Origin of the sequence: Luteibacter pinisoli (genome assembly GCF_006385595.1) — a bacterium.
Taxonomy (GTDB): Bacteria; Pseudomonadota; Gammaproteobacteria; order Xanthomonadales; family Rhodanobacteraceae; genus Luteibacter; species Luteibacter pinisoli.
On the sequence record NZ_CP041046.1, the window covers coordinates 1,439,473 to 1,464,141 of the forward strand.

Sequence of the window (24,669 nt, forward strand, 5' to 3'; positions counted from 1 at the left end):
CATGGTCATTCCGAAGAACGAACGCATCACCGGTATCGCGGTCAGCGCGGTGGCGCTGCTCCTCGTGCTGGTGTTCCACGCCGCGTGGGTCGCGCCGCTGGTGGTTGCGCTGCTCACCGCCACCTGGATCGCGATCGCCCTGCGCCCGCGCTTCGAGGAGCCGCTGGTGGAGCTGGTGGTGAATGACACCCTGCCGGCCGACGCACAGTCCGTGCGCGAAGCCATGGAAGACGTGCGCAGCGCCATCGTCGACGAACTGGGCCACGCCAGCCGTGAGCTGCACCAGGCCCTCGACCTCGTCCGCGACGCCGTGGCCGAGCTCGGCGGCGGCTTCAACGGCCTGTCGCAGAAGACCGGCAAGCAGCAGAAGCTGCTCAGCGAAATTATCGAAGGCGGCGGCAAGGGCATCTCGGTACAGGACTTCGCCGCTCGCACCGCCGGCCTGCTGGAGCACTTCGTCGGCCTGATCGTGCAGCTGTCGCGCGAAAGCCTGCGCATCGTCTACCGCATCGACGGCATGGCGAAGGAAATGGACGCCGTGTTCGCGCTGCTCAAGAACGTGAACACCATCGCCGAAGAAACCAACCTGCTGGCGCTCAACGCCGCCATCGAAGCCGCCCGCGCTGGTGAATCCGGCCGTGGCTTCGCCGTGGTGGCCGGTGAGATCCGCAACCTCGCCCAGCACAGCAACCAGTTCAACGAGAAGATCGGCACCCACGTGGAGCGTTCGCGCACCGCAATGGAGCAGCTGCGCGAGCTGGTCGGCCGCATGGCCTCGCAGGACATGAACGTGGCCCTGCAGGCGAAGGGCGACATCGACACGATGATGTCGACGATCACCGAGAGCAATGCGCGTACCAGCGCGGCTGCCGACGAAGCCGCCACGATCAACCGTGGCCTCGGCAACGACGTGTCCACCACCATCCGCTCGCTGCAGTTCGAAGACATCCTCAGCCAGCTGCTCCACCAGACCCGTTCGCGCCTGGTCGAGCTGCAGGAAATCACCGCTGACTGCACCCGCGACATCGAAGAGCTGGCCTGCGCGCCGGCCGACGCCGCCGAACTCAGCTCCCGCGCCCAGCGCGTGCGTGCCCGCCTGGCCGACCAGCGCGAGCGTGCCCGCCTGCGTTCGCGTGGCCCGGCGCTGCAGCAGTCCATGGCTGCCGGCGACATCGACCTGTTCTAAGGGGAAGCACCATGTCCATCACCATCCATAACGATACCGAACACGGCTGCCTCACCCTGCACCTGGGCGAGCGCTTCGACTTCTCCATCCACCGCGCCTTCCACGACGCCTGCCTGGGCGACGTGGCCCAGTCGCGCAGCTACGTGCTCGACCTGGAGCAGGTCACCGGCATGGACAGCTCCGCGCTGGGCATGCTGATGCTGCTGCGCGAGCACGCCGGCGGCGAGCGCGCGGAAATTCGCATCGTCAACGCCAGCGCGGACCTGCGCAACACCCTGCGCATCGCGGGCTTCGACAAGCTTTTCACCGTGCATTGAAAACGGCTTAGACCGGTTCGCTTCGCGGAACGCCTCCTTCGGGAGGCGTTTTTTTTGCTACATGCTCATGACGGGGCCGGATTGCTGCATGGCCATCTGTTGCTGCTGCATCTGGGCCTCCATCGCCTGCTGATCCACCTGCTGTGCCCGGGCAAGGCTCTGTTCCATGGGCGGGGCGGGGGAACTGAGGGTTACCTCGGCCCAGGGTCCGGCGTTAATGCGCTGGCAGATGATGGTGTTGTCGTAGAGGCCTATGTGTTCCATCTGGCGTGGCTCGCGAATGCCTGCATGCCGCGCCTGGAGCGCCACCTCGGCCACCTTGTCGTCCGATACGTCGAAGGGCAGTTGGCGACGCATGGCGGCGTAGAGAGGGTCTTCGCCGGCCCTGGGCAGGGAGCTACGTGGCCGCGCCTCGGCGAGCGGGTGGGGTGATGACACCAGCTGCCTGGGGTCGTCGGGGTGGAACGCCTTCCGCGCCTCGCCGCGTTCCATGCGCAGGTGATGCGTATCCTCAAGGCGGTCGCGCAGACCGGCGTCGTTCACGTCGCGCATCTGGTTGAACTGGACGCCGATGGTCGGCGACGCGTGATGCAGCTCCGCCCATTCGCCCTGACGGTCACGCATGTAGTAATGGTCCGATGTCCCGATGACATTGGGATTGTCGTTGGGACGCTGGTTGATCGCCGCAGTGTAGGCCTGGCCCATGTCGCGCGCGTACTCAAGGCGCTCCGCGACCGGCATGCCTTCCTGGGTGGCGAGTTGCAGGAGGGTGTCCTTGCCGCGGTACAGGCCCATCGCATCGTTGTTGAGCATGTTCGTCCAGACCCTCTCGGCCTCCGCTTCGCCGTGGGCGCGGGAAGCCTCGAGAAGCTTTCGGGGGGTCCAGGCGTTGGGGTCGACGTGGATCTTGTCGAACGCAGCATCGTGAGCGATCTGCACGTCTTTGGCCGGAAGATTCAGCGAGCGATCGCGACGACTGTCAGCCATGTGCTGCACCCGGGCCTGATAGTCTAGCTTGACGAGGTCGACACCAAACTGATCCCACTCGCGTTCCGTGAGTACTCGGCCGTTGTGGTCGCGCGCGTAGGCAGCCGCGTAGGCGTTGGCTGTTGCGCCTGGCATGTTGTCGTTACGCACCACACCCAGCGCAAGCCGGCCGTACCCATCATTGCCTGGGAGCTGGGCGAGGTAGTTCCAGTACAGCTCCCTGTTCTCCTGCTGCGCGTAGTAGCCCAGAATGCTGATGTCGGCGTCGGAGAGTCCCGCTGCGTTCATCATTCGGACACCTGCGCCTGGCGCAGCGTGTGCTTGACGAGGTCTTCAATACGGCGCCAGTCATGGAGGACAATGCGCTGATATCGAATTCTGACGATGGCCTTATAGTCGGGTAGCAGGAATACGTGCGAGCACGTTGCCCGGCGGCCGTTGACCGGCGCATCGACGATGCGGCCGCCCTCGAGGTACGTCCCGTTCGGGATCTCCCGCGGATCACACATGATGACCGTGAGCGGCTTGCCGTTGGCGTCCGTGCGTAGGTACCAGTCCTCGTTGAGGCCGCCGGGTTCTGCGGCAGGCGTCCCCGGGCCGTATAGCGATGCGTAGAACGCGCTTAGCCGCTCGAAGTCCATGAAGTACGGTGTGAGCCCGTGCACCGGGGCGCCCTTGATCCGCATGTTCAGATTCTCCGCCGGATTCTGCCGGAGGATCGGGTCGGAAAGATGCGGTTCGATGTACGCCTGCAAGCGATGTGCGTACTTCGCGTCGTCGAGCGCGTCAAGATGATGGACGCCCACCTTGATAGTCGAAATGAACATCGTCATGTCGTCGTGGTAGTTCACGCCCATCGGCAGCGGCTGGAGTTCGGGCCACGACCACGCCATCCATATCTCCGTCTTGCCGGGATTGAACCCGTTCTGCCCGTCAAAGAGATTCATCGGGAGGCGGAAACGGTGCGGTCCGAGGTTCACTACCTTCGTCGGAGTGGCTTGCTGTTCAGCGGGAGGCTCACGAGTGAACCAGCCACCAGCGGGCGCGGCCACGGCTTGCTCCACCGCGACAGCGGCAAACGAAGCGAGCAGGGCGGCAATCGGTTTGGGTACGGGCACGGACGTTCCTTGTGGGGTATCGGGAGCTTGGCGGCGCGTTTCGGCGTGAGCGGTGACGGGCTTGCAGCGGACGGGTCGATCCAGGCGGGGCGAGATCACGACTTGCTGGCCTGCACGCAGCCGACGGAAGGCGGCACGCGTGTCGTCGCCCGTGACGCGCTTGCCGTGCTGGCCGCGGGCGGTGAGGAATGTGGCGATGGCGTCGATCTCCTGATCCGCGCCGGCGCGTTCGCCGGGCCCTAGCCAAGTCAACAGAGCGAACCGTTGCGCGAAGGTGTCGGCATGGGGTGCGCAGGTGGCGAGCATTCGCTTCAACGACACGATCGTAGCGATCTGGCGCGCCATAAGAGGCGGTGACGGAAACAGGTCCAGGCCGTGCACGATCAGCAGTCGCTCCTGGCGAAGCTGGAGCCGTAGGGCGTCGTACAGGGGTGCAAGGTCAGCGCGGCGTGCGTACGGAACGTGCAGGAATACCGTTCCGTCGAGTGGCTGGAGCGGACCCCGCGTGTGTCGGTCGATCACGGGATCGAGGAAAAGAGTGAGGGGCGCACGCAGATGTTGCGCGACCTCGGCAAGCGTCGCCTCGTCGACGCTCAGCCACGCGTGTAATGCATCGAGCGTTTCTGGCCGGAGCCCCGGAATACGCGCAAGGCGATCGATGGTGGTGCGCGTGAGCGGAAGGTTTGCCAGGCGTGCGACGTCGCCCGGGGCGGGCCCCGCCACATCGCCCGCGTTGCGGAGAACGTCATCAGCCACGCCAAGGAGTGCCAGGAAGGCGTTTTCAACGAGACTGTGGATGAAGACGTCCACCTTGTCGGGCGCGTACCAGAGGGCGACCAGCTGGCGGGCATCGTCACGCTGGAGGCGGTGGTGCTGGCATAGGTGGGCGAGGGGATTCCAGGGTGTGCCACCGCCAAGCGGTGCGATTTGATGCACCGGGCAATGGGCCGCACGCCACGTCGCCGCCATGGCGTGCAACGCGCCGTCGATGTCGACGGCAAGCATCGGCTCGACATTATCGCGTAGGGCGGGAAGAAGCGCGGCAGCGGCCGCACCGTAGTCGGGTGCGACGATCAACAGCGACGCATCCGCGGGTAGGCGTGCGGGATGCGCCTTCGGCCATAGCTCGCGAAGCGCGGAGCGCGAAGCAAACGCCGGTGGTTTTTTTGGCGGCTGTAGGTGTCGGTCGCGCAACCATGGGCGGCCGATGACGATGACCCATGCGAGGGGCCCAAGCGCAAAGCCGATCCATCCCGCCCAGCGTATGCGCGTCGCATACCGCGCATACGCTGGAACATCCAGCGCGAGCCAGTACGACCACGCAAGGTCGAAACGTAGTAACTCCAGCGATAAACCGAGCGACAGCAAAATAGTCGTGCCGGCGAGATAAGGGGCGAGCAGCAGCGCGCCAAGGCCTCCCAGGCCTGCCCCAAAGCGCTTCCAATCAAGCGTCATGCCCGTTCCGTGAAGTCATCCGTTCGGCGGATGCTCGCACTACGCGGAACGCATTAAGTAGAGGCTCAAAGAAAACAGCTACTTCGACGCGGCGTCGTTATGGAAACGACGCGCTGAGCATGAGGAATTTCGCGAAAGCGGGCTTTTTGAGGCGTTTTTTGCCTGTTGTCCCTCTTTCTCAAAGACAACAACGAATCGTTTTGCTAACGTCGTTTTCGTTGCCTGCATTCACGTTGATTCGCACCGTGCAGGCAACCATCGCTCAAGGCGGTGAAAGTCGCGAGCCGGGCGTGGTGAGACACCCCCGACTCGCTAACCACATCCAACTAGAAAGGAGTTGAACAGTGGCTACCACTGATCATACGGTACTAGCTCGCCCGCCGAATCCCCCAGGCGGCATCTCAGCGGTCCACGGGCCGCCTGCATGACGCGCAGGCACGGTTGAAGCACCGCGACGCGTCCTCTCTTTGAGGCAATTCTTGATCGAATGAGGCAGGCGCCATGCCTGGTGCGCCTCACGGACGGACGTCGCCGCGAAAACGTCATCAATCAAGCCACCCGGTGTCCGGACACGGACAGCCGATGAACCCGCGAGTCCGATGGTCCGCGGCACGGCAGGTGCGTGATCTGTCGTGCCGCGTCAGGACGCGGTGTGGCGTTAGTAAAGGAGTAAGTCATGAAAAAGGTCCATGAGCCCTCGGCCGAGCAGCTGATGAATGAAGCGAAGGAATGGGTGCAGTGCGCGCGTAGCGTGTCGGAGTTTCTGGCCGACCTTATCCACGATGCGGACAGCGTGGAATGCAAGCAGGTGGCGCTCTCGCTTGAAGCGATCACAGGCATGACGCGGCAAGGCCTGCGTCGCATGGGCGAGGCGCATGCGGCTTTTCATCGCCAGATAGCTGCGATTCCTAGGGCATAACTAAGGTCCCATGACACGTCTGTGTTGTGCCTTTCTCGGTTCGTAAACAAGCGGCCGAAAACGCGCTACGTATGTTTACCTAGTGGCCTAATTTGCGTAAGCGGGTTTTTGTGATGGCCGTCTCATGGGTTCGCGACCTCCTCTGGCAGGGGGCACATTCCGAGGCATGAGGAGGGGAATCATGAACGAGCAGTCGATCGGCAAGGTCTTCACCCGCACGTTGCTGGCCAGCGCGGTATTCGCTGCGGCCATGTCCATGGCGGCGTGCAGCGGCCACGGTTCCACGCATTCCGGCGGCGGTTCCGGCAGCGTCGTTAACCCGGGCGGCGCGGGCGGTGGCAGCGACGCAGGCGGCGGTTCCGGCGGCACGGGCGGCAGCGGTGACAACGGTGGCGGCACCGGCACCGGCGGCGGCTCCGGCGGAGGTACAGGCGGTACTGGCGGTGGTTCGGGCGGCGGCACCGGCGGCACCGGCGGCACCGGTGGCACCGGTGGCGGCACCGGGGGTGGCGATGGCGGTGGCACCGGCGGCGGTAACGGTGGTGGTACGGGTGGCGGCACAGGCGGTGGTACCGGCGGCACCGGTGGCACCCCAGTGGCAGCCAGCAACGCCGTCGGGGCCGTGGCGACCGGCCTGGGCGGCATCATCGCCTCGGTAGGCACGACGGTCACCGGCGTCGGCGTGCAGGTGCCTGGCACGACGGTGCTCGGTGGCACCAACGGCCTCACCAACTCGGTGGGCGACGCCGTGCAGGATCTCGGCGGTGCGGTCACCACGCTTGGCAATGGCGTCACCAATGGCCTCGGCCAGACCGGTAACATCAGCGACCCGCTGGGCACCACGACCGGTACGCTCGGCAACGTGGTCACCCAGACCGGCTCGGCGGTGAATGACCTCGGCGGCGGCGTAGCCTCGGTCGGCGCGGGCTCGCCAATCACGCCGATCACCAGCACGCTCGGTACCGTCGTCTCGACGGCAGGCACCGGCGTGGAGCATCTCGGCACCCAGCTCGGCGGCGCGCTCAATACCAGCTCGGCCAACGCCCTCACGAAGGCCGTCAGCGATGTTGTCACGCCTGTCGTTGCCTCGCTGGGCACGGCGGCCACGCCGGATAGCTCGACTAACCTGGTCGCCGCGGTTGGCACCGGTGGTGGCGGGGTGGTCAAGGGCCTCGGTACCGGCGTCGGCTCGCTCGCCTCGACGGTGTCGTCCTCGCAGGCACCTGGCGCGGCAGGCGCCGTGGGCACCACGCTGGGTAACACGTTGAATGCCACCAGCGGCACGCTGAACACGCTGGGCAGCACGCTCGCCACCGGTGCAGGCAAGGCGCCCGATGCGAACCCGGTGGGCACGACCCTGGTGGGTACCGGCGCCACGGTCGCGTCAGTGGGTACGGTGGTCGGCAACGTGGGCACCGGTGCGCTCGCGCCGGTGGCTCCGGTCACCAACGCGGTCGCAACGACGGTCACGCAGGTGGGTAACGGAGTGAGCACCGTGGCATCGAGCGCACCGCTCGCGCCACTCACCAACAAGCTCAACACCGTCGTCAACGGCGTGGCCACGGCCACCTCGCTGAACAACACAACCGGTGGCAACAACGGCGCAGGGTCTACGGACCCGCTGGGCGGGCTGTTAGGCGGTGTGAAGGGACTCCTCCACCGCGACGCCGCCTCGCGGTGAGGCAGGGCGGGGGCGGCGCAACGCCGTCCTCGCATGCCTTCAGGGAACGGTGCCGGCGGCGCAACGCCGGCACCGGTCTTGCTCTGTCCATGTAAAGGAATTCCATGAACCGGTGGTTCGGTTGCCTGCTCGGCATGGCCGTCGTCAGCTCTATCCAGGCGCAGGTGCGCGCTCCCGCCAACCCCCTCCAGACCCTGCCGCGCACGGAAACCCCGAAACAGGCACCCGTGCAGGTCAGCGTGCAGGCCCCCACCGCGGCGCTGGAAGCTCTGCTCGCCACGCCGATCACCCCGTCGCGCTTTGACGTCGTCGGCGTGAAGTCGGTGCCCTTCGCCGACGTCGCCGCGTTGTTCGCGCCGATGCGCGGTAAAGCCGTCACGGTAGGCGACCTCGTCGCCGCTGCGAACAAGGTGACCGAACTCTACCGCCAGCACGGCTACGCGCTGTCGTTCGCCTTCGTACCGAGCCAGGACTTCGCCCAGGGCGTGGTTCGCGTCACCGTCGTCGAAGGCTACGTGGCCCAGGTGGACGTGCGTGGCGACGCCGGCAATATGACGAAGCGCATGCGTGACATCGCCGCGCATGTCGTCGGCGAGCGGCCCCTGCGGCAATCGACGTTCGAGCGCTACACGCAACTGCTCGGCCAGCTGCCCGGTGCGAAGGTGAGCGCGAGCGTGCCGTCGCCCACGACCACCGATGGCGCGACCACCCTGGTGCTCGATGTCACCCGCCAGCGTTACGACCTCAGCTACGGCCTCGACTTCAATCACCCGGGCACGCAAGGCATCTTCAGCCTGCTGGAAAACGGTGCCACGCCGCTGGGTGAGCAGCTCAGCGTATCCACGCTGTTTCCCAACGGCGGTGGCCAGCGTCTCTACACGGCCAGCTGGCTGGAACCGTTCGGTTCCGATGGCTGGCAGGGCCGGGTCGATGCGAGCCGTTATTGGGGGCGTCCCGATACCGACAACCAGTTGCCGTCGTATCTCGACCATCGGCTGGCGCAGGATCGGCTCGCGCTTTCGGCCGTCTATCCGTTGAAGCTGACCAACAGCGAACGCATGAACCTCACCCTCGGCGCGTATGCCTCGCGCCAGGACGATCGCTACCGCAACATCGACTCCGGCGCCATCATCGCCCTGCAATCCAGCGTGCGTGTCGCCAATGCGGAACTCAGCTGGGTGAAGGTGACCGGCAAGCGCACGCGGCAGTTCAGCATCGCGGTGGCGCACGGGTTCGATGCGCTGGGCGCGTACTCGCGCGCGGTCACCAATCTTCCCGTGCAGCTGCTGGTCGCCACGCCCGACGTGAAGTTCACCCGCTACACCATGAATCTCGCCATCGCCGATCCGTGGCCGCATGGCTTCGGCACGGTGTTCCGCGCCACCGGGCAATACAGCCACGATGCCTTGCCCTCCACCGAGCAGATCAACTTTGGTGGGCCGAGTTTTGCCTATGCCTACGACCCCGGCGACGCGGCCGGCGACAGTGGCTGGGCCGGCTCCGCCGAGCTCAATCGCGGTTTCACCGTGAGCTCGAAGTGGGTCACCGCGCTGACGCCCTATGTCGTCTACCAGGCCGCCCGCGTGTATCTCAACGGCGCGCGCCCGCTGATCGATCGGCTGGACTCCGCCGCGGTGGGCCTGCGTGCCTCGGACGGCAAGCACTACGCCGTCGACTTTGCCCTGGCCCGGCCCACGGGTGACAAGCCGCCGGAGACGAACAGCCGCCAGACCCGCTGGAACCTCACGTTCAGCTACAAGCTCATGTAACACCTCTGTTACGCCCGTTATTTTCTGCGCCTTCACGGCGTTGGCGCGACGATCGGAGGACACACCGTCCGGATGCCGCGCCATGCCCCTGTCCCTCTCCCCGCCGCCGTTGCGTTACCACGAGACGCTGGAGCAGATCGAGCCGGACGAAATGGAAACGGCGGAGGAGCTGATCGAGACGCTCACCGGCATCAACCAGACCACGCTTGAACACGAAGGCCACGCAGTGCGCTCGGTGCATGCGAAGAGCCACGCCTTGCTCATCGGTGAACTCATCGTCCCCGCCGATCTGCCGCGCGAACTGGGGCAGGGTATCTTCGCCAGGCCGGGAACCTACCCGGTGGTCATGCGCCTCTCCACCGTGCCGGGCGACATCCTCGACGACAGCGTGTCCACGCCGCGCGGCATGGCGATCAAGATCATCGGCGTGGAAGGCGAGCGCCTGCCCGGCAGCGAAGACGCGACCACGCAGGATTTCGTCATGGTCAACGGGCCCGCGTTCCAGGCGCCGAATGCGAAGAAATTTGCCAGCACGCTGAAACTCGCCGCCGCCACGACAGATCGGGCGGAGGGCGCGAAGAAAGCGCTGTCGGCCGTATTGCGCGGTACCGAGAAAGTGATCGAAGCCTTTGGCGGCAAGAGCACCACGCTGCTCGCGCTCGGCGGCCAGCCGGAGACCAATCCGCTCGGCGACACCTACTACAGCCAGGTGCCGATGCGCTTTGGCGATTACGTGGTGAAAGTGTCCGTCGCGCCGCGCTCGCCCAACCTCACCGCGCTCACCGATGCCACGCTCAACGTCAACGGCAAGCCCAACGGCCTGCGTGACGCGATGGTGGAGCACTTCGCCGCGGAAGGCGGCGAGTGGGACCTGCGCGTGCAGTTCTACACGGACGCGGACACCATGCCGATTGAAGACGCCTCGGTGCCGTGGCCGGAAGAGAAGAGCCCTTATCTGGAAGTCGCGCGACTGGTGCTGAAGCCGCAGCCAGCGTGGGATGACGCCCGCCGTGCGGCCATCGATGACGGCCTCGCCTTCAGCCCCTGGCATGGCGTGGTCGACCACCGACCATTGGGCTCGGTGATGCGTGCGCGCCGCGTCGCTTACAAGGTGATGGCCAAGTTCCGTGCCCACCACAATAAGGTGGTGATCAAGGAACCGGCCAGCCTGGACGACCTCAAGCTGTCGTAAAGGCGTGGCCGCTTACCAACCCATGTAATGGCCACCGTTGATGGCCAGGTTGGAGCCGGTGATCCAGCTGGATTCTTCCGCGGTGAGGAAGGCCACCGCATGCGCGATCTCTTCCGGGCGGCCGAGGCGACCGATCGGGATCTGCGCGATGATCTTCGAGCGCACGTCTTCGGGCACCGCCATGACCAGGTCGGTACCGACGTAGCCGGGCGAGACGGTATTCACCGTGATGCCGAAGCGGGCGTTTTCCTGCGCGAGCGAAATGGTGAAGCCATGCACGCCGGCCTTGGCCGCCGCGTAGTTGGCCTGGCCGTACTGGCCCTTCTGCCCGTTGATCGAGCTGATCTGGACAATGCGGCCCCACTGGCGCGAGCGCATGCCTTCGATCACCGGGCGCGTCACGTTGAACACCGCGTTGAGGTTGGTGTTCACCACCTCGGTCCACTGCTGGTAATCCATCTTGTGGAACGTGGTGTCGCGGGTGATGCCGGCGTTGTTCACCAGGATCTCCACCGGGCCGGCGAGTTCCTCGACGCCGCGGACCATGTTGGCCGCCGAGGTCGGGTCGGCGACGTCGCCGTGCACCATCACCACGTCGATCCCGTCGCGGATCATGTCTTCGCGCCACGCCGCGGCCTTGGCTTCGTCACGGTAGTTCGTGGCGACCCGGTGGCCTTGTTGGGCGAGGTAACGGACGATCGCCGTGCCGATGCCGCCGGTGCCGCCGGTGACCAGTGCCGTGCGTTGCGTCGTGCCGCTTTTCATGTCTCGCCAGGGTCCTGTAAGAGGGGTGGCCCGCCTTGCGGGCAATCGGGTTTTATAACGTCCCGATGGCGGTAAGACTACTGCGGCGAAGCGACGCAGGCTTGAATCCCCCCAGCGCTGCCGCCAGCGTGCCGGCCGAATCGGCGGCGTCGGGGGCCGCCACGCCCAGCCAGGCCAGGGCCTGGCGCAGGGCGGGCAAGGGCTGGGACGGGTCCACGGGCAGGGCCTGGTCCGATTTGGAGAGCTTGCGCCCGGTGGCATCCAGCACCAGGGGCAGGTGCAGGTAACCCGGCGTGGGCAGGCCGAGCAGTTCCTGCAGGTAGATCTGCCGGGCCGTGGATTCGAGCAGGTCCGCGCCGCGGACGACGTGGCTCACCCCCTGGAAGGCATCGTCGACCACGCAGGCCAGCTGGTAGGCCCAAAGGCCCTCGACGCGACGGATGACGAAGTCACCGGCCACCTCGCGCAGGTTTTCCGCTTGTGGGCCCTGCAGGTCGTCCACCCAGTGGATCGTGCGGTCCGGTGAGCGCAGGCGCCAGGCGGGCGGCCGGGTGGGGTCGGGCGGGGCGATGCAGTGGCCGTCGCGATGCAGGCCGCCATGGACGGCCAGGTCAGCACGGCTGCACCAGCAGGGGAACAGGTGCCCCGCGTCGCGCAGGCGCACGAAGGCGGCCTCGTAGGCGTCGTTCCGGGTGGACTGGAAAAGCACCGGCGCATCCGTCACCAGGCCGAACGCATCGAGGGTCGCCAGGATGCGTTCCGCCGAACCGGGAACCTCGCGCGGCGGATCGATGTCTTCCATGCGCAGCAGCCACTGCCCACCGTGGTACCGGGCCACCAGCCAGCTGGCCACGGCGGCCACCAGGGAGCCGAAGTGCAGGGCCCCGGTGGGTGAGGGGGCGAAGCGTCCGCGGTAGCTCATGCGAGGCAATCAGGCATGGGTTGAGACGTTTCTCACGGCGACAGGGAGAAGATCGCCACAGTGTAGGCGATCGCTACCCGGCGCCGCCCGCTTGCGGCGGGCGGTGCGGGTTGCCGGGATTGAATCATTCCCCATTCGCCCCGAAAACTTAGGGCAGGCGGCGCCCTACAGCCAGCCGCTTTTAGAGAGAGCAACCATGTTCAAACGCATTGTCCTGTTCGTCCTCACCAACCTCGCCGTCATCACGTTGCTCACCATCGTGTGCCGCCTGCTGGGTATCGACCAGTGGGCCGCCCAGCGCGGCATGGGCCTGGGTGGCCTGATTATCTTCGCCTCCGTCTTCGGCATGGGCGGTGCCTTTATCTCACTGGCCATCTCCAAATGGATGGCGAAGATGAGCACCGGCGCCAAGGTGATCACCGAGCCGGCGAACGAAACCGAGCGCTGGCTGCTGGCCACGGTGCGCCGCCACGCCGAGCAGGCGGGTATCGGCATGCCCGAGGTGGCGGTGTACGACGCGCCGGAAATGAATGCCTTCGCCACCGGTATGTCGCGCAATAACGCCCTGGTGGCGGTGAGCACCGGCCTGCTGCAGCAGATGGATCGTGAGCAGGTATCGGCCGTGCTCGGCCACGAGATCGGCCACGTCGCCAATGGCGACATGGTCACCCTGACCCTGATCCAGGGCGTGCTCAATACGCTGGTGATCGTGCTGGCCCGCGTGGTCGGCCGCCTGATCGACAGCTGGATGAGCGGCGGCCGCGAGCGCGAAGGCGAGGGCGGCATCGGCTATTTCGTCACCGTGATGGTGCTGCAGATCGTCTTTGGCCTGTTCGCCTCGATGATCGTCATGTGGTTCTCCCGCTGGCGCGAGTTCCGCGCCGATGCCGCCGGTGCGAACCTGGCCGGCCGTGCGTCGATGATCTCGGCCCTCCAGCGCCTGTCGGCCAACCACGGCGATACGTCGCTGCCCCAGACCATCCAGGCCTTCGGCATCTCCGGCCACCTGGCCTCGGGCGTGAAGCGGCTGTTCATGAGCCACCCGCCCATCGAGGAGCGGATCGCGGCGCTGCAGAACGCTCGCTGACCCAACCCAAGCCGCCCTTCGGGGCGGTTTTTTTATGGCCCGGCCGCCCCCATAATTCGGGGTCTTCCTACCTTGAAGGAACGGCACCGTGAGCCAGGAAACCCGCAAATTCGAAGCCGAGGTCGCCCAGGTCCTGCACCTGGTCACCCACTCCCTGTACTCGCACAAGGAAATCTTCCTCCGCGAGCTCATCTCCAACGCCTCCGACGCCTGCGACAAGCTCCGCTTCGAAGCCATCGCCAACCCCGGCCTGGTGACCGAAGACGCCGAGCTGCGCATCCAGGTCACCTGGGATCCGGACGCCCGCACCATCAGCGTGCGCGACAACGGCATCGGCATGACCCGTGAGGACGTGGTCGCCAATATCGGCACCATCGCCAGCTCGGGCACCCGTCGCTACCTGGAAGCCCTCTCGGGCGAGCAGAAGGCCGACTCGCGCCTCATCGGCCAGTTCGGCGTGGGTTTCTATTCCGCGTTCGTCGTGGCCGACAAGGTCACGGTGGTGACCCGCCGCGCCGGCCAGCCCACCGAATTCGGCGTGCGCTGGGAAAGCGATGGCAAGGGCGAATACCTGCTTGAGGACATGAACGTCGTCGAGCGCGGCACCACCGTGGTGCTGCACCTGAAGGCCGACGAGGACGAGTTCCTCAAGGCCTGGCAGCTGCGCCAGCTGGTCACCAAGTATTCCGACCACGTCGCCTTCCCGATCCGCATGCCGGAAGAGAAGGACGGCAAGCCGGATCCGACCGAATGGGTGACGGTGAACTCCGCCTCCGCGCTGTGGGCGCGTCCGAAGAGCGAGATCACCGACGAGGAGTACAAGAACTTCTACAAGGCCCTCGGCCACGACTTCAACGACCCGCTTGCGTGGACGCACAACCGCGTCGAAGGCAGCCAGAGCTTCACCACGCTGCTTTACGTGCCGGAACAGCCGCCGTTCGACCTGATGATGGGCGGCCGCGACGAGCGCAAGGGCCTGAAGCTGTACATCAAGCGCGTCTTCATCATGGACGCCGCGGAAGAGCTGCTGCCCAACTACCTGCGCTTCGTGCGCGGCGTGGTGGATGCCGACGACCTGCCGCTGAACGTGAGCCGCGAAATCCTCCAGCAGAACCGTCAGCTCGAGAAGATCAAGGCGGCGTGCACGAAGCGCGTGCTCGACCTGCTCGACAAGATCGCGCGCGACGAGCCGGAAAAATTCGCCACCTTCCTGGCCGGCTTCGGCAACACGCTGAAGGAAGGCATCGTGGAAGACGCGTCGAACCGCGAGCGCATCGCCAGGCTGCTGCGCTTCGCGTCGACCAAGGGCGAGGGCGCGGAGAAGACCGTGTCGCTGGACGACTACATCGGCCGCATGGCCGTCGGCCAGGATGCCATCTGGTACGTCACCGCCGATAGCTACATCGCCGCCGCCGGTAGCCCGCAGATCGAAGCGCTGAAGGCCAAGGGCATCGAAGTCCTGCTGATGTCCGACCGCATCGACGAATGGATGCTCGGCTACCTCACCGAGTACGAAGGCAAGCGCCTGCGCAACGTCGCCAAGGGTGACTTCCCGCTCGACGAAGCCGACAAGGCGAAGCAGGAAGCCGCCAACACGGAAGCGGCACCGCTGCTGGAACGCACCAAGGGCCTGCTCGGCGACAAGGTGAGCGACGTGCGCGTCTCCGCACGCCTCACCGATTCGCCGTCGTGCCTGGCGCTGGCCGACTTCGACCTCGCCCCGCACCTGGCCCGCCTGCTGCGCGAAGCCGGCCAGGACGTGCCCGAATCGAAGCCCGCCCTCGAGCTCAACCCCGAGCACCCGCTGGTAAAGCGCCTGGCCACCGAAGCCGACGACACCAAGGCCGGCGACCTCGCCAACCTGCTGCTTGAGCAGGCCGAGATCACGGCGGGTGCGCAGCTGGCGGATCCTGCCGGTTTCGTGCAGCGTGTGAATCGCGTGTTGCTGGGCTAACACTACTGTCCGCGCTGCTCATCCTCTTCGTCTGCCTTGCCCTCGGCATCCTCTGCCGGCGGTACGCCAACCTGCCTGACGGCATCGTCCCGGGCATTAACTGGTGGGTGTTGAACATCGCGTTGCCAGCCCTGGTGTTGGGGCTGGTACCGCATGTCACCGTGGATCCGCACCTGTGGTTTCCGGTGGCGGCGATGTGGATTACCTTCTTCGGCTCGTGGGCGCTGTTCGCCACGCTGGGCCGGCTGTTCCACTGGTCGGCGCAGCGCATTGGCTGCCTCACCCTGGTGTGCGGCCTCGGCAATACCTCCTTCATGGGTTACCCCATGATGGAGGCGCTGCACGGCAAGGCAGGCCTTTCAGTGGCGGTGATCGCCGACCAGCTGGGCTGCTTTCCGTTGCTTGCAGCTGGCGGGATCATCGTCGCCTCGATGTATTCGGGGAAGGGCGCGAGCGGCGCGATGATTGCGAAGCGCGTGCTGACGTTTCCGCCGTTCCTGTGCCTGGTGGTGGGCGTGATCGTCGGCGTGCTTGGCGGGTGGCCGGCGGCGGTGGACAAGCTGCTGATGCAGATCGGCCAGACCCTTACGCCATTGGCCCTGTTTTCCGTGGGCCTGCAGTTCAAGCTGCACCTGCAGAAGGACCAGATCGGCGCCCTCGTCGCCGGCCTTGGCTGGAAGCTGGTGCTGGCGCCGCTGATCGCGCTGGGCCTGGGCCTCGCGGCGGGCGTGGGTGGGGTGATCCTCACCGTGGGCGTGCTGCAGGCGGCGATGGCGCCGATGATTTCGGCGGCGATCCTCGCCGACCAGCACGGGCTGGAGCCGCGCCTGGCGAATACCGTGCTGGGCGCGGGTATCCTGCTGTCCCTGGTCACCATTCCACTCGGCAACCTGCTCCTGCCCGCCTGACGCTTGGGTTTCTCACCCGGCGACCGCACACTTCGCCCATGACCGATGCAACGACAAACACGGGCGTCCGCGCCGACGTATGGCTGTGGGCCGCGCGCTTCTTCAAGACCCGCAGCCTGGCCAAGGAAGCCATCGTCGGCGGCAAGGTGGAAGTGAACGGGACGACCTGCAAACCGGCCAAGACCGTGCAGGCCGGCGACGAGCTGCAGATTCGTCGTGGCGAGGAGCGGCTGGTATGCGAGGTGGTGGCGCTGGCGCAGAAGCGTGGACCGGCCCCCGAGGCGCAGAAGCTCTACCGGGAGACCGACGAGAGCATCGCCGAGCGGGCGCGCATGCGTGAGGATCGCCGGCTCACCGGCGGCGCGCTCCTGCGGCCTGACGCGCGCCCGACCAAGCGCGACCGCCGCCTGATCCAGGACCTCAAGAAGACCTTGTAATCGTCAGGCGGGGTGGGGTGCTACCGGTTTCATTTGGGCCTGAGATTTTGTAGCCTCGGGCATCCCGGTGAGTCCCCCACCGGCGGAGGGATTCGCATGGTTTCAGCGTCAGGCATCGCACCGGGCCGGCTCGTCAGTCGACATGGCCGGACGCGAGGGCATGCCGTCGTGTTGGGCGTGGCCGCGCTGTTGCTGGTGCTGGGCGTCGGCTTACCGCTGGCGGTGGCTGGCGGTGGCCAGCTCTCGGCCCACCCGACCATCACCACCGTGGGCGCGCTGCTGTGCGTCGCCGGCCTGCTGGCGGCGGTGGCGTGGAAGGCGATGGAGCCGCGCACGGTGCTGGCGCTGCACGATCGTGGCGTGGTGGTGCTGCACACGCGGACGAAGAAGCAGGACTTCGTGCCCTTCGCCGCCATGGGCGATCTGTATCTGTACCGCACCGGCCACCAGGGTGGCCTGATCAACGCGCTCGCCTTTCGCCGCGATGCGCTCGCACCGTGGGTGGACGTGCTCGACAACGTGGGCGATGCGTTCCGGTTGCGCGGCGCGATTATCGAAGGGCAGCTGCGCGAACGCGGCCCCCTGACGCTGCGCGCGCTTGAAGCGGGCGAGGGCATCGTTTTCCACACCGTCTCCGACGAAGAACGCCAGGCGCGGCGCGATGGACGCAGCGTACCGAACGTGGAAGCCAAGCCGTTCCTGCTGAGCCCACTGGGCGTCGAGTTTGAGGACCGCCTGATTCCCATCGCCGATATCGCGTCGGTGGACGAGGGAACGACGTCGGGCTCGCTGCGCCTGCTCGATGACAAGGGCAACACCTTGTGGGGCGTGCACTACCTGTCGCTGTTCAGCGCGGACCTGTTCATCGTGCTGATGCGGACGCTGATCGAGGCCCGGCAGTACGGCCTGGGCGGTGTCACCAGCAACAAGCCCTACTGAGGAGCGCCTCCCGCCCCGGCCCCCGGGCTGCTGAATTCACAGGGCGGGGCGGAAGGCATCACGGCACCGATGATGGAGAGTCGATGGATGCCGCGATGGAGGGACTATAGAACCGCCCCCGTCCATGGGGAATTTGATTGTTCGGATCGTTCCGATAGATCCGGTCAATCGCCTTAGCGCAGCATCTTCCGCAGCTTGTACAGCTGGTCCAGCGCCTCGCGCGGGCTGAGGTTGTCCGGGTCGACGCTGCGCAGCAGCTCTTCCACCGGGCTTGGCAAGGGCGGGGCGAACAGGCCCATCTGCGGCGCGGGCGTGGCCGGAGCGGCCACCGCGGCAGTCACCTCGTGACCCTGTTCCAGCGCCGAGAGGTAACGCCGCGCATCGGCAATCACCGTCTTCGGCAGGCCGGCCAGCGCGGCCACCTGCAAGCCGAAGCTGCGGTTGGCCGGGCCTTCCTTCACCGTGTGCATGAAGACCAGCTGGTCGCCGTATTCCACGGCGTCCAGGTGCACGTTGGCGATGGTGCGGTATTCGCCAGCGAGTTCGGTGAGCTCGAAATAATGCGTGGCGAACAGCGTGAAGGCGCAGCTCGTCGCCGCCAGGTGCACCGCCGCCGCACGGGCCAGCGACAGGCCGTCGTACGTGCTCGTGCCGCGGCCGACTTCGTCCATCAGCACCAGGCTGCACTCGGTCGCGTTGTGCAGGATATTCGCCGTCTCGCTCATCTCCACCATGAAGGTGGACTGCCCGCGCGACAGGTCGTCGCCCGCGCCGATGCGGGTGAAGATGCGATCGATCGGGCCGATCACCGCCGCCGATGCCGGCACGTAGCTGCCCACGTGGGCGAGCAGCACGATCAACGCGTTCTGGCGCATATAGGTGGATTTACCACCCATGTTCGGCCCGGTGATGACCAGCATGCGCCGGGTCTTCTCGAGCTTCAGGTCGTTCGGCTCGAAGGGCTCGTCGCGCACCTTCTCCACCACCGGGTGGCGGCCGCGTTCGATCTCGATACCCGGCACGTCGGTGAGCACCGGCTGCGCCCAGTCCAGCGTCTCGGCGCGTTCGGCCAGGTTGGCCAGGACGTCGAGATCGGCCATGGCCGAGGCGGCAATCTTCAAGGCCGGCAGCTGTTCGGTGAGCTTGTCGAGCAGCAACTCGTACAGCGCGCGCTCGCGCATCAGCGAGCGTTCCTTCGCCGACAGCACCTTGTCTTCGAACTGCTTCAGCTCTTCGGTGATGTAGCGCTCGGCGTTCTTCGTGGTCTGCCGGCGCGTGTAATGCGTCGGCGCCTTTTCGGCGTGCGCCTTGGTGATCTCGATGTAGTAGCCGTGCACGCGGTTGTAGCCGACCTTCAGGGTCGGGATGCCGCTGGCGGCCTTTTCGCGCTCTTCCATGTCGACCAGGAACTGGTCGGCGTTGGTGGAGAGGCGGCGCAGTTCGTCGAGGTCGTCGTCGTAGCCGTCGGCCAGCACGCCGCCATCGCGCAGCAGCACCGGCGGCTGCTCGATGATGGCGCGGGCGAGCAGGGCGGCGGTGTCGGCGTGGTCGCCGATGCGCTGCACCAGGTCGTGCAGCAGCGGGCTGTCGACGCCATTGATCTCTTCGCGCAGGCGCGGCGCGGCGGCCAGGCCATCGCGCAGGGTGGAGAGGTCACGCGGGCGCGCGGAGCGCAACGCCACGCGGGCCAGGATGCGCTCCAGGTCGCCGACGCCGCGCAGTTGTTCGCGCAGGCTGCCATGGCGGCGCGCATCGATGAGCGCACCGATCGCCTGGTGGCGACCGCGCAGCAGGGTGCGATCGCGCAGCGGACGGTTCAGCCAGCGGCGCAGCAGGCGGGCGCCCATGGGGGTGACGGTTTCATCGAGCACGCCGAGCAGCGTGTTGTCGACGTTGCCGCTCTGGTGCGTGTCGATTTCCAGGTTGCGGCGGGTGGCCGCGTCCATGGCGATCGTCTCGCTGGCGTTCTCCACGGCCATGCCGGTGAGGTGCGGCAGCGCGCTTTTCTGGGTTTCTTCCACGTAGCCGAGCAGGCAGCCCGCGGCGGCGACGGCCAGCGGGAGGCCATCCACGCCGAAGCCGCGCAGGTCGCGCGTCTTGAAGAAGCGGCACAGCTCGCGCGTGGCGGCATCGCCATCGAAGTGCCAGGGCTGGCGCTTGCGCACGCCGGGCAGGGTGGTGACCAGCTTCGGCCAGGCCACGTCCTCGCTGACCAGCGTTTCCGCCGGCTGCAGGCGCGCGAGTTCGGCGGCCAGGCCTTCGGCGCTGTTGGTTTCAGTGAGCAGGAAACGGCCGGTGGACAGGTCCACCCAGGCCATGCCGTAGCCCTTCGGGCCGGCGGCGATGGAGAGCAGCAGGTTGTCGCGGCGCTCTTCCATCAGCGCCGCATCGGTGACGGTGCCCGGCGTGACGATACGCACGACTTCGCGCTTCACCGGCCCCTTGGACAGGGCCGGATCACCGATCTGCTCGCACAGGGCGACGGATTCGCCGAGCTTGACCAGCCGCGCCAGATAGCCTTCCACGGCGTGATACGGCACGCCCGCCATGGGGATGGGCGCACCGGCCGACTGGCCGCGCTGGGTCAGCGTGATATCGAGCAGGCGGGCCGCCTTGCGGGCGTCGTCGTAGAACAGCTCGTAGAAGTCGCCCATCCGGAAAAACAGCAGGATGTCCGGGTGTTCTGCCTTGGCGCCCAGGTACTGGCGCATGAACGGCGTATGCCCTGCTGCCGAGCCGATGTCTTCTGCTAAAGCCATGATTTTCCGACGCTTAGTAACGATGGCGCGCCGCCCATGGCGCGCCGGCCGACCATGATACCGGGTCGACGCGCCGCCTGCGGCTTCCCGCCGCGCGCTAGCCGTGCGCGTAGGCAGGCTGGCGCGACGCAGCGTCGGCCGCCGGCGGAAGGGCGCGCCCCGCTGCAATGGCCAGCATCGCCGTGGGGGTAAGCCGCCCAGCCCACGCATGGAAGCGCGTCGTGCGATCGGCCAGCCCGTTGTAGCCACCATTGATCGCCTTCGTGGCGGCGCGGACGTCCCGGCGCGCTGTGGTGGGCACACGGGTGAGCCAGTACCAGATGGCGATGCACGCGGCCGTTTCCGATTCGGCGGCAAGGCAGGGGCGCTGTACGAGATCCACGTCCAGCGCCTTCGATGCGGCGCGATAGTTCGCCTTGCCAGTCAGCTGGATGTAGCCGCGGCCGTGGTACCGCCAGCCATCGCCTGGCGTGTCGTTGCCGAGGCGGCCGCCGTACATGAGTTCGGCCAGCATCTCAGGCTTTCCCTGCAGGGCGCGGAGGCGCGCTTCGTCCAGCAACTCGGGACCTTCGCGCCAGGCCGAGCGCACCGGGATCTGCTCGATGCCCCGTGTGTAGCGGAAGCTCTCGTCCAGCCGGGTGAGGCCGTTGGATTCGTGGCCGACCTGGGCCAGGAAGTTCGCCAGTTCCGTGGCGTGGGTCATGCCGGCCTTGTAGGCAAATATCGCCAGCTGCGATTCGCGATCCATCGTCATGTCGTGCTCCTGGGTGAGGGGTGGCTGGCCTCGTCGCCGGGCCGTCGCCACGGTACATCGCGCCAGGTCACCGGCGCCGTAGGCCTCGGCTGCGACGCATCTCGGGCAGGCCCCTACGGCCCTCAGGATTTCACCGAGGGAAGGAAGTGGCCGGATGGTCACGGAATCCTCAGCCCATGCTCTGCTACCCTCGCTCCTATAGTGATATTCGGGCATTTACAGGAGTTTTCATGCGCGTGCTCTCGCTTCTTGGTGCCACGGCACTTGCCACGGCCTTCGCCGCTTCCGCCGCACCGGCACCCCAGGAGGCGAACGCCGCCTACGACGCCCAGGACATCCGTCTGAACGCGGCCTACAAGAAGCTCTCGCAATCGCTCGATGACGCAGGCCGCAAGGCGCTGCGTAACGAGGAACGCCAGTGGATCATAGGCCGCGATACGGCGTGCAAGGTCTCGGCAGGCAATCTCGTCAAGAACGAGTGCACGACCACGCAAACCAGCTTCCGTGCTGATGAGCTCGAGAAGCGCCTGGGCGGCAGCACGTCCTTGGCCGGTGAGTGGGCTTACCGCAGCGATTGCGGTTTCGGCCATCACGCCGAGATGAGCCTGCGGACGACGGCGCCCCAGGTGGAAGGCACCTGGTCGGATGGCTCGCGGAAGGACGGCAGTCAGGGCCAGCTCAAGGGCCAATGGCGCGACGGCAAGCTCTTCGTCCGCTTTTGTACCGAAGACTCACCGGATGGCAGCTACCCTGCATGCCCAGCCTTCAGCGATGTATCAGGTTACCTGGTCCCTTATGGCGGCCAACTCGTCTGGTATCGCACATCCGGCATGCCGGCCGAAGGGAAATTCAACAAATACCTCGTTCTGGGTCGCAAGCCCAACGGCGGGGATGTCCCGAAGGATACGAAGTGCGACAGCGATCGCTAGTATCCAGGGGCATGGCGAAACACACGCATAGGGAGAGCTTTACGTGATCACATCTGTTCCTGGCATGGCGGCCTTCGCCACCGTGCTTCTCGCATTCAGCGCGCATGCTGCCGGTGCCGAAACCACCACTGATGATTCGAAGCCGTTCCGCCCGGCCTATTACGCTTGCGTCAAGGCATCCGGTGGCGTCACGGCGGCGCTGAACGACTGCATCGGCACCGAACACGATTATCAGGACAAGCGCCTCAATACGGCATACCAGGCCCTGCGCAAATCCATGACCGACGTGCAGCGAACGGCACTTCGGAACGAGGAGCGCGCGTGGATCACAAGCCGCGACACATCCTGCGCGCCCGACAAGGATGGCGGCACGGGATCGATGCTTGATTCGAACCAATGCGATCTTCGCGAAACGGCACAGCGTGCCGCCGCGCTCGAAGCCCGCATGACCCGTTAGAAAGCATCCGGCATGGTGCCGGATGCATAGGAAGAAGGAGTTACGCGAATGACGGACGATCTCGACGCGGCGCGGCGCACCGCGGAAAGCTGGCATCTTGGCCAGACCTCGGCGCGCTATGAATCAGGACCCTCGGGTGCGGGAACCATCTCCACCGGCAAGGGCGACCACGGCGGCGTTTCCTACGGCTCCTATCAGCTCTCAACCAAGATGGGCACGCTGAAGGAATACCTTGACCAGTCGCCGTATGGCCAGCAGTTCAAAGGCCTGACGCCGGCGACGCCCGAGTTTGACGCCAAATGGCGCGACCTGGCGAAGACAGATCCCGGCTTCGGCCGCGACCAGCACGACTTCATTGGGCGTTCGCACTATGGCGAACAAGAGGCGGCCCTTAAGGGCCGAGGCATCGATTTGTCGGGCCGTGGCATGGCTGTGCAGGACGCGCTCTGGAGCACGTCGGTGCAGTGCCGTGACCTCACGCCTGGCATCTTCGATAACGGAATGAAAGAGAAATTTGGCAGGGACTACGATCTTTCGAAGCTAAGCGATAAGGACATCGTAGACGCCGTTCAGGACTACAAGATTAATCACGTCAAGACGCTCTTCAGCAAGTCGCCCGAGTTGCACGACTCGCTGAAGGAGCGATTTGCGAATGAAAAAACCAGCCTGGACCGGCTGGCTGATGCGGATCGGGTACTGAAAGAGAATGGCGTCACCGTCGAGCACAAAGGGCGTGCGGCGCCAGGACCTGCCGGGGTCGATCACGTGCAGAGAGAGGGCACGCTGCGGCTGCATGATCATTCGCAAGAAGTGCGTGACATGCAGGGCAAGCTGGCAGCGCTGGGTTATCGAGGCGCCGACGGCAAGCCATTGGCGCCGGATGCGGGCTTCGGCGCAAATACGAAGCATGCCGTCGAGGCGTTCCAGCGCGATCACCATCTGACGGTGGATGGCATCGCCGGCCGGAACACGCTCAAGGCCATCGACCACGCGCAGGCGAAAGCGGCCACGTCGCTCGCTGACCCTGAGCATCCTGGTAACGCGATGTACCAGCAAGCCCTGAAGGGCGTGAGCGGATTGGACGCCAGGCACGGACGTGCGACGGATCAGCAAAGCCACAACCTCACAGGGGCGCTGGCCAATGCGGCCCACTCGAACGGGCTGACCCGGATCGATCACGTGATGCTCAGCGACGACGGCGCACGCGCCTACGCCGTGCAGGGCGACCTCAACTCACCCTTTAAGCAGATCGCGCAGGTCGATACCGCGCAGGCGGTCAAGCAGCCGCTGGAGCAGAGCGGGGCGAACTGGCAGCAGCCGGCCCAGGCCACGTCGCCATTGGCGCAGGAGCAGCAGCAACAGCAGAGCCAGCAGCAGAGTCAGCCGGCGGTATCGCGCTAACCAGCGCCTGCGCATGGACCAAGAAGGGCGGCGCACAGCCGCCCTTTTTTTATGTCAGTGGCCGTGAGGACGCTTGCCTGGCGTAGGTATCGGTGTCCTGTGTCATTTACGTGCCTCCCTGGCGCTGATGTCGATAGAGAATGCGTCGTCCGGCGACGCGAACCGGTTCAGGTTGTGGACGCCCGGAACGTCCATGGGTGTTGCAGCATCAAGATACGATTGCTTCTGAAAGTAAGTGGCGAACGAACCGCTACCAAGCAGCTCATCACCAGGCAGCATGGCCGAGAAGGTCCGTTTCAACCGTGTGCCCTTGACCGTGAGCGCGACCACACGCCAATGGCACACGCCGAGGCCGTAGTAGTCCTGATCTACGAAAGGATCGATCGGCATGGTCGCTTCGTATTGATGCGGGCCAGTCTGGCGCAACTCGACGGAGAGGCGCTCTCGCGGCCCCAGCTGCGCACCCGAGATAGGGCGAGTCGGCGCGCAGTCGATGTTTCCAACATCGTAGTAGGCGGTCGCGGCCATCGAATCGAACGGCCCCGGTGCATCCTTGATGGCGATGTCGACGTTCACCTGCCTGGGATTGGGGGTTGATGTGATTTGTGGCGTCGAATCGCGGCTTCCGCACGCAGAAAGTGCGGCGCACGAACAGAGCGCGAAAAGCAAGGCGACTCGCGTGGTCGTCAACGGCAATTTCCTGGTCGGCAGATTCATTCGGTAGGTGGGTATT

At 66.0% G+C, this 24,669-nt stretch carries 21 protein-coding genes; 14 read left to right on the plus strand and 7 right to left on the minus strand.

From position 1 onward, the window contains the following. The first annotated feature begins 1 nt into the window (after position 1). Together FIV34_RS06580 and FIV34_RS06585 are read left to right on the plus strand one after the other, a co-directional pair. A complete protein-coding gene (locus tag FIV34_RS06580; protein ID WP_139980844.1) occupies positions 2 to 1,186 on the plus strand; it encodes a methyl-accepting chemotaxis protein in 1,185 nt (394 codons plus the stop codon). Between the two features lie 11 nt (positions 1,187 to 1,197). Beyond that, entirely contained in the window at positions 1,198 to 1,503 is a 306-nt protein-coding gene (locus tag FIV34_RS06585; protein ID WP_246058768.1) for an STAS domain-containing protein, read from the plus strand. A 57-nt stretch (positions 1,504 to 1,560) separates the two neighbouring features. Here FIV34_RS06585 and FIV34_RS06590 read toward each other — a convergent pair whose 3' ends face one another. Both FIV34_RS06590 and FIV34_RS06595 read right to left on the minus strand, forming a co-directional pair. Next, positions 1,561 to 2,781 (minus strand): hypothetical protein, encoded by a 1,221-nt coding sequence (locus tag FIV34_RS06590; RefSeq protein ID WP_139980846.1) that lies wholly within the window; start codon positions 2,779 to 2,781, stop codon positions 1,561 to 1,563. After that, complete coding sequence (locus FIV34_RS06595) at positions 2,778 to 5,063, minus strand: hypothetical protein (protein WP_139980848.1); 2,286 nt, start codon at positions 5,061 to 5,063, stop codon at positions 2,778 to 2,780. Before FIV34_RS06595 ends, FIV34_RS06590 begins: the two co-directional genes overlap by 4 nt. A 676-nt stretch (positions 5,064 to 5,739) precedes the next feature. Here FIV34_RS06595 and FIV34_RS06600 point away from each other — a divergent pair. The 4 genes from FIV34_RS06600 (at position 5,740) to FIV34_RS06615 (ending at position 10,624) form a co-directional block, all read left to right on the plus strand. Next, positions 5,740 to 5,982, plus strand: a complete 243-nt coding sequence (locus FIV34_RS06600; protein ID WP_139980850.1) for a hypothetical protein — start codon at positions 5,740 to 5,742, stop codon at positions 5,980 to 5,982. Between the two features lie 181 nt (positions 5,983 to 6,163). After that, on the plus strand, positions 6,164 to 7,663 hold the full coding sequence (locus FIV34_RS06605) for a collagen-like triple helix repeat-containing protein (protein WP_139980852.1): 1,500 nt from the start codon (positions 6,164 to 6,166) through the stop codon (positions 7,661 to 7,663). A gap of 104 nt (positions 7,664 to 7,767) precedes the next feature. Beyond that, positions 7,768 to 9,432, plus strand: a complete 1,665-nt coding sequence (locus tag FIV34_RS06610) for a ShlB/FhaC/HecB family hemolysin secretion/activation protein (protein ID WP_139980854.1) — start codon at positions 7,768 to 7,770, stop codon at positions 9,430 to 9,432. Positions 9,433 to 9,514: 82 nt separating this feature from the next. Further along, a complete protein-coding gene (locus FIV34_RS06615) occupies positions 9,515 to 10,624 on the plus strand; it encodes a catalase family protein (protein ID WP_139980856.1) in 1,110 nt (369 codons plus the stop codon). Between the two features lie 12 nt (positions 10,625 to 10,636). Here FIV34_RS06615 and phbB read toward each other — a convergent pair whose 3' ends face one another. Together phbB and gluQRS are read right to left on the minus strand one after the other, a co-directional pair. Continuing rightward, on the minus strand, positions 10,637 to 11,389 hold the full coding sequence (gene phbB, locus FIV34_RS06620) for an acetoacetyl-CoA reductase (protein WP_139980858.1): 753 nt from the start codon (positions 11,387 to 11,389) through the stop codon (positions 10,637 to 10,639). A 52-nt stretch (positions 11,390 to 11,441) separates the two neighbouring features. Continuing rightward, complete coding sequence (gluQRS, locus tag FIV34_RS06625) at positions 11,442 to 12,311, minus strand: tRNA glutamyl-Q(34) synthetase GluQRS (protein ID WP_139980861.1); 870 nt, start codon at positions 12,309 to 12,311, stop codon at positions 11,442 to 11,444. A gap of 196 nt (positions 12,312 to 12,507) precedes the next feature. Here gluQRS and htpX point away from each other — a divergent pair, with 196 nt between their 5' ends. The 5 genes from htpX (at position 12,508) to FIV34_RS06650 (ending at position 17,636) form a co-directional block, all read left to right on the plus strand. Beyond that, positions 12,508 to 13,398 (plus strand): protease HtpX, encoded by an 891-nt coding sequence (gene htpX / locus FIV34_RS06630; RefSeq protein WP_139980863.1) that lies wholly within the window; start codon positions 12,508 to 12,510, stop codon positions 13,396 to 13,398. Between the two features lie 88 nt (positions 13,399 to 13,486). After that, complete coding sequence (gene htpG, locus FIV34_RS06635; RefSeq protein WP_139980865.1) at positions 13,487 to 15,352, plus strand: molecular chaperone HtpG; 1,866 nt, start codon at positions 13,487 to 13,489, stop codon at positions 15,350 to 15,352. Between the two features lie 14 nt (positions 15,353 to 15,366). Further along, a complete protein-coding gene (locus FIV34_RS06640; RefSeq protein ID WP_139980867.1) occupies positions 15,367 to 16,260 on the plus strand; it encodes an AEC family transporter in 894 nt (297 codons plus the stop codon). 38 nt (positions 16,261 to 16,298) lie between these two features. Continuing rightward, on the plus strand, positions 16,299 to 16,697 hold the full coding sequence (locus FIV34_RS06645; RefSeq protein WP_139980869.1) for an RNA-binding S4 domain-containing protein: 399 nt from the start codon (positions 16,299 to 16,301) through the stop codon (positions 16,695 to 16,697). 96 nt (positions 16,698 to 16,793) lie between these two features. Further along, complete coding sequence (locus FIV34_RS06650) at positions 16,794 to 17,636, plus strand: hypothetical protein (RefSeq protein WP_139980871.1); 843 nt, start codon at positions 16,794 to 16,796, stop codon at positions 17,634 to 17,636. A 173-nt stretch (positions 17,637 to 17,809) separates the two neighbouring features. Here the strand turns inward: FIV34_RS06650 and mutS are convergent, their stop codons facing one another. Both mutS and FIV34_RS06660 read right to left on the minus strand, forming a co-directional pair. Further along, positions 17,810 to 20,395: a DNA mismatch repair protein MutS gene (gene mutS / locus FIV34_RS06655; protein WP_246058769.1), complete on the minus strand. Its 2,586-nt coding sequence runs from the start codon at positions 20,393 to 20,395 to the stop codon at positions 17,810 to 17,812. 97 nt (positions 20,396 to 20,492) lie between these two features. Further along, entirely contained in the window at positions 20,493 to 21,149 is a 657-nt protein-coding gene (locus tag FIV34_RS06660) for a glycoside hydrolase family 19 protein (RefSeq protein ID WP_139980873.1), read from the minus strand. 230 nt (positions 21,150 to 21,379) lie between these two features. Between FIV34_RS06660 and FIV34_RS06665 the strand changes: the two genes are divergently transcribed. The 3 genes from FIV34_RS06665 (at position 21,380) to FIV34_RS06675 (ending at position 23,936) form a co-directional block, all read left to right on the plus strand. After that, positions 21,380 to 22,078: a lysozyme inhibitor LprI family protein gene (locus FIV34_RS06665; RefSeq protein ID WP_170207528.1), complete on the plus strand. Its 699-nt coding sequence runs from the start codon at positions 21,380 to 21,382 to the stop codon at positions 22,076 to 22,078. A 64-nt stretch (positions 22,079 to 22,142) separates the two neighbouring features. Further along, positions 22,143 to 22,535 carry a lysozyme inhibitor LprI family protein gene (locus FIV34_RS06670; RefSeq protein ID WP_139980877.1) on the plus strand — a complete coding sequence of 131 codons (393 nt, stop codon included), beginning with the start codon at positions 22,143 to 22,145 and terminating at the stop codon, positions 22,533 to 22,535. A gap of 48 nt (positions 22,536 to 22,583) precedes the next feature. After that, positions 22,584 to 23,936, plus strand: coding sequence for a peptidoglycan-binding domain-containing protein (locus tag FIV34_RS06675; RefSeq protein ID WP_139980879.1), 1,353 nt, complete (start codon positions 22,584 to 22,586; stop codon positions 23,934 to 23,936). 102 nt (positions 23,937 to 24,038) lie between these two features. Here the strand turns inward: FIV34_RS06675 and FIV34_RS06680 are convergent, their stop codons facing one another. Beyond that, entirely contained in the window at positions 24,039 to 24,653 is a 615-nt protein-coding gene (locus FIV34_RS06680; RefSeq protein ID WP_139980881.1) for a hypothetical protein, read from the minus strand. Positions 24,654 to 24,669 lie beyond the last annotated feature (16 nt).

Excerpts from the sequence above, each read along its gene's own strand:
- FIV34_RS06580 (WP_139980844.1), top strand. The coding sequence starts at position 2 with ATGGTCATTCCGAAGAACGAACGCATCACCGGTATCGCGGTCAGCGCG.
- FIV34_RS06585 (WP_246058768.1), top strand. The coding sequence starts at position 1,198 with ATGTCCATCACCATCCATAACGATACCGAACACGGCTGCCTCACCCTG.
- FIV34_RS06590 (WP_139980846.1), bottom strand. The coding sequence starts at position 2,781 with ATGATGAACGCAGCGGGACTCTCCGACGCCGACATCAGCATTCTGGGC.
- FIV34_RS06595 (WP_139980848.1), bottom strand. The coding sequence starts at position 5,063 with ATGACGCTTGATTGGAAGCGCTTTGGGGCAGGCCTGGGAGGCCTTGGC.
- FIV34_RS06600 (WP_139980850.1), top strand. The coding sequence starts at position 5,740 with ATGAAAAAGGTCCATGAGCCCTCGGCCGAGCAGCTGATGAATGAAGCG.
- FIV34_RS06605 (WP_139980852.1), top strand. The coding sequence starts at position 6,164 with ATGAACGAGCAGTCGATCGGCAAGGTCTTCACCCGCACGTTGCTGGCC.
- FIV34_RS06610 (WP_139980854.1), top strand. The coding sequence starts at position 7,768 with ATGAACCGGTGGTTCGGTTGCCTGCTCGGCATGGCCGTCGTCAGCTCT.
- FIV34_RS06615 (WP_139980856.1), top strand. The coding sequence starts at position 9,515 with ATGCCCCTGTCCCTCTCCCCGCCGCCGTTGCGTTACCACGAGACGCTG.
- phbB (WP_139980858.1), bottom strand. The coding sequence starts at position 11,389 with ATGAAAAGCGGCACGACGCAACGCACGGCACTGGTCACCGGCGGCACC.
- gluQRS (WP_139980861.1), bottom strand. The coding sequence starts at position 12,311 with ATGAGCTACCGCGGACGCTTCGCCCCCTCACCCACCGGGGCCCTGCAC.
- htpX (WP_139980863.1), top strand. The coding sequence starts at position 12,508 with ATGTTCAAACGCATTGTCCTGTTCGTCCTCACCAACCTCGCCGTCATC.
- FIV34_RS06645 (WP_139980869.1), top strand. The coding sequence starts at position 16,299 with ATGACCGATGCAACGACAAACACGGGCGTCCGCGCCGACGTATGGCTG.
- FIV34_RS06650 (WP_139980871.1), top strand. The coding sequence starts at position 16,794 with ATGGTTTCAGCGTCAGGCATCGCACCGGGCCGGCTCGTCAGTCGACAT.
- mutS (WP_246058769.1), bottom strand. The coding sequence starts at position 20,395 with ATGGCTTTAGCAGAAGACATCGGCTCGGCAGCAGGGCATACGCCGTTC.
- FIV34_RS06660 (WP_139980873.1), bottom strand. The coding sequence starts at position 21,149 with ATGACGATGGATCGCGAATCGCAGCTGGCGATATTTGCCTACAAGGCC.
- FIV34_RS06665 (WP_170207528.1), top strand. The coding sequence starts at position 21,380 with ATGCGCGTGCTCTCGCTTCTTGGTGCCACGGCACTTGCCACGGCCTTC.
- FIV34_RS06670 (WP_139980877.1), top strand. The coding sequence starts at position 22,143 with ATGGCGGCCTTCGCCACCGTGCTTCTCGCATTCAGCGCGCATGCTGCC.
- FIV34_RS06675 (WP_139980879.1), top strand. The coding sequence starts at position 22,584 with ATGACGGACGATCTCGACGCGGCGCGGCGCACCGCGGAAAGCTGGCAT.
- FIV34_RS06680 (WP_139980881.1), bottom strand. The coding sequence starts at position 24,653 with ATGAATCTGCCGACCAGGAAATTGCCGTTGACGACCACGCGAGTCGCC.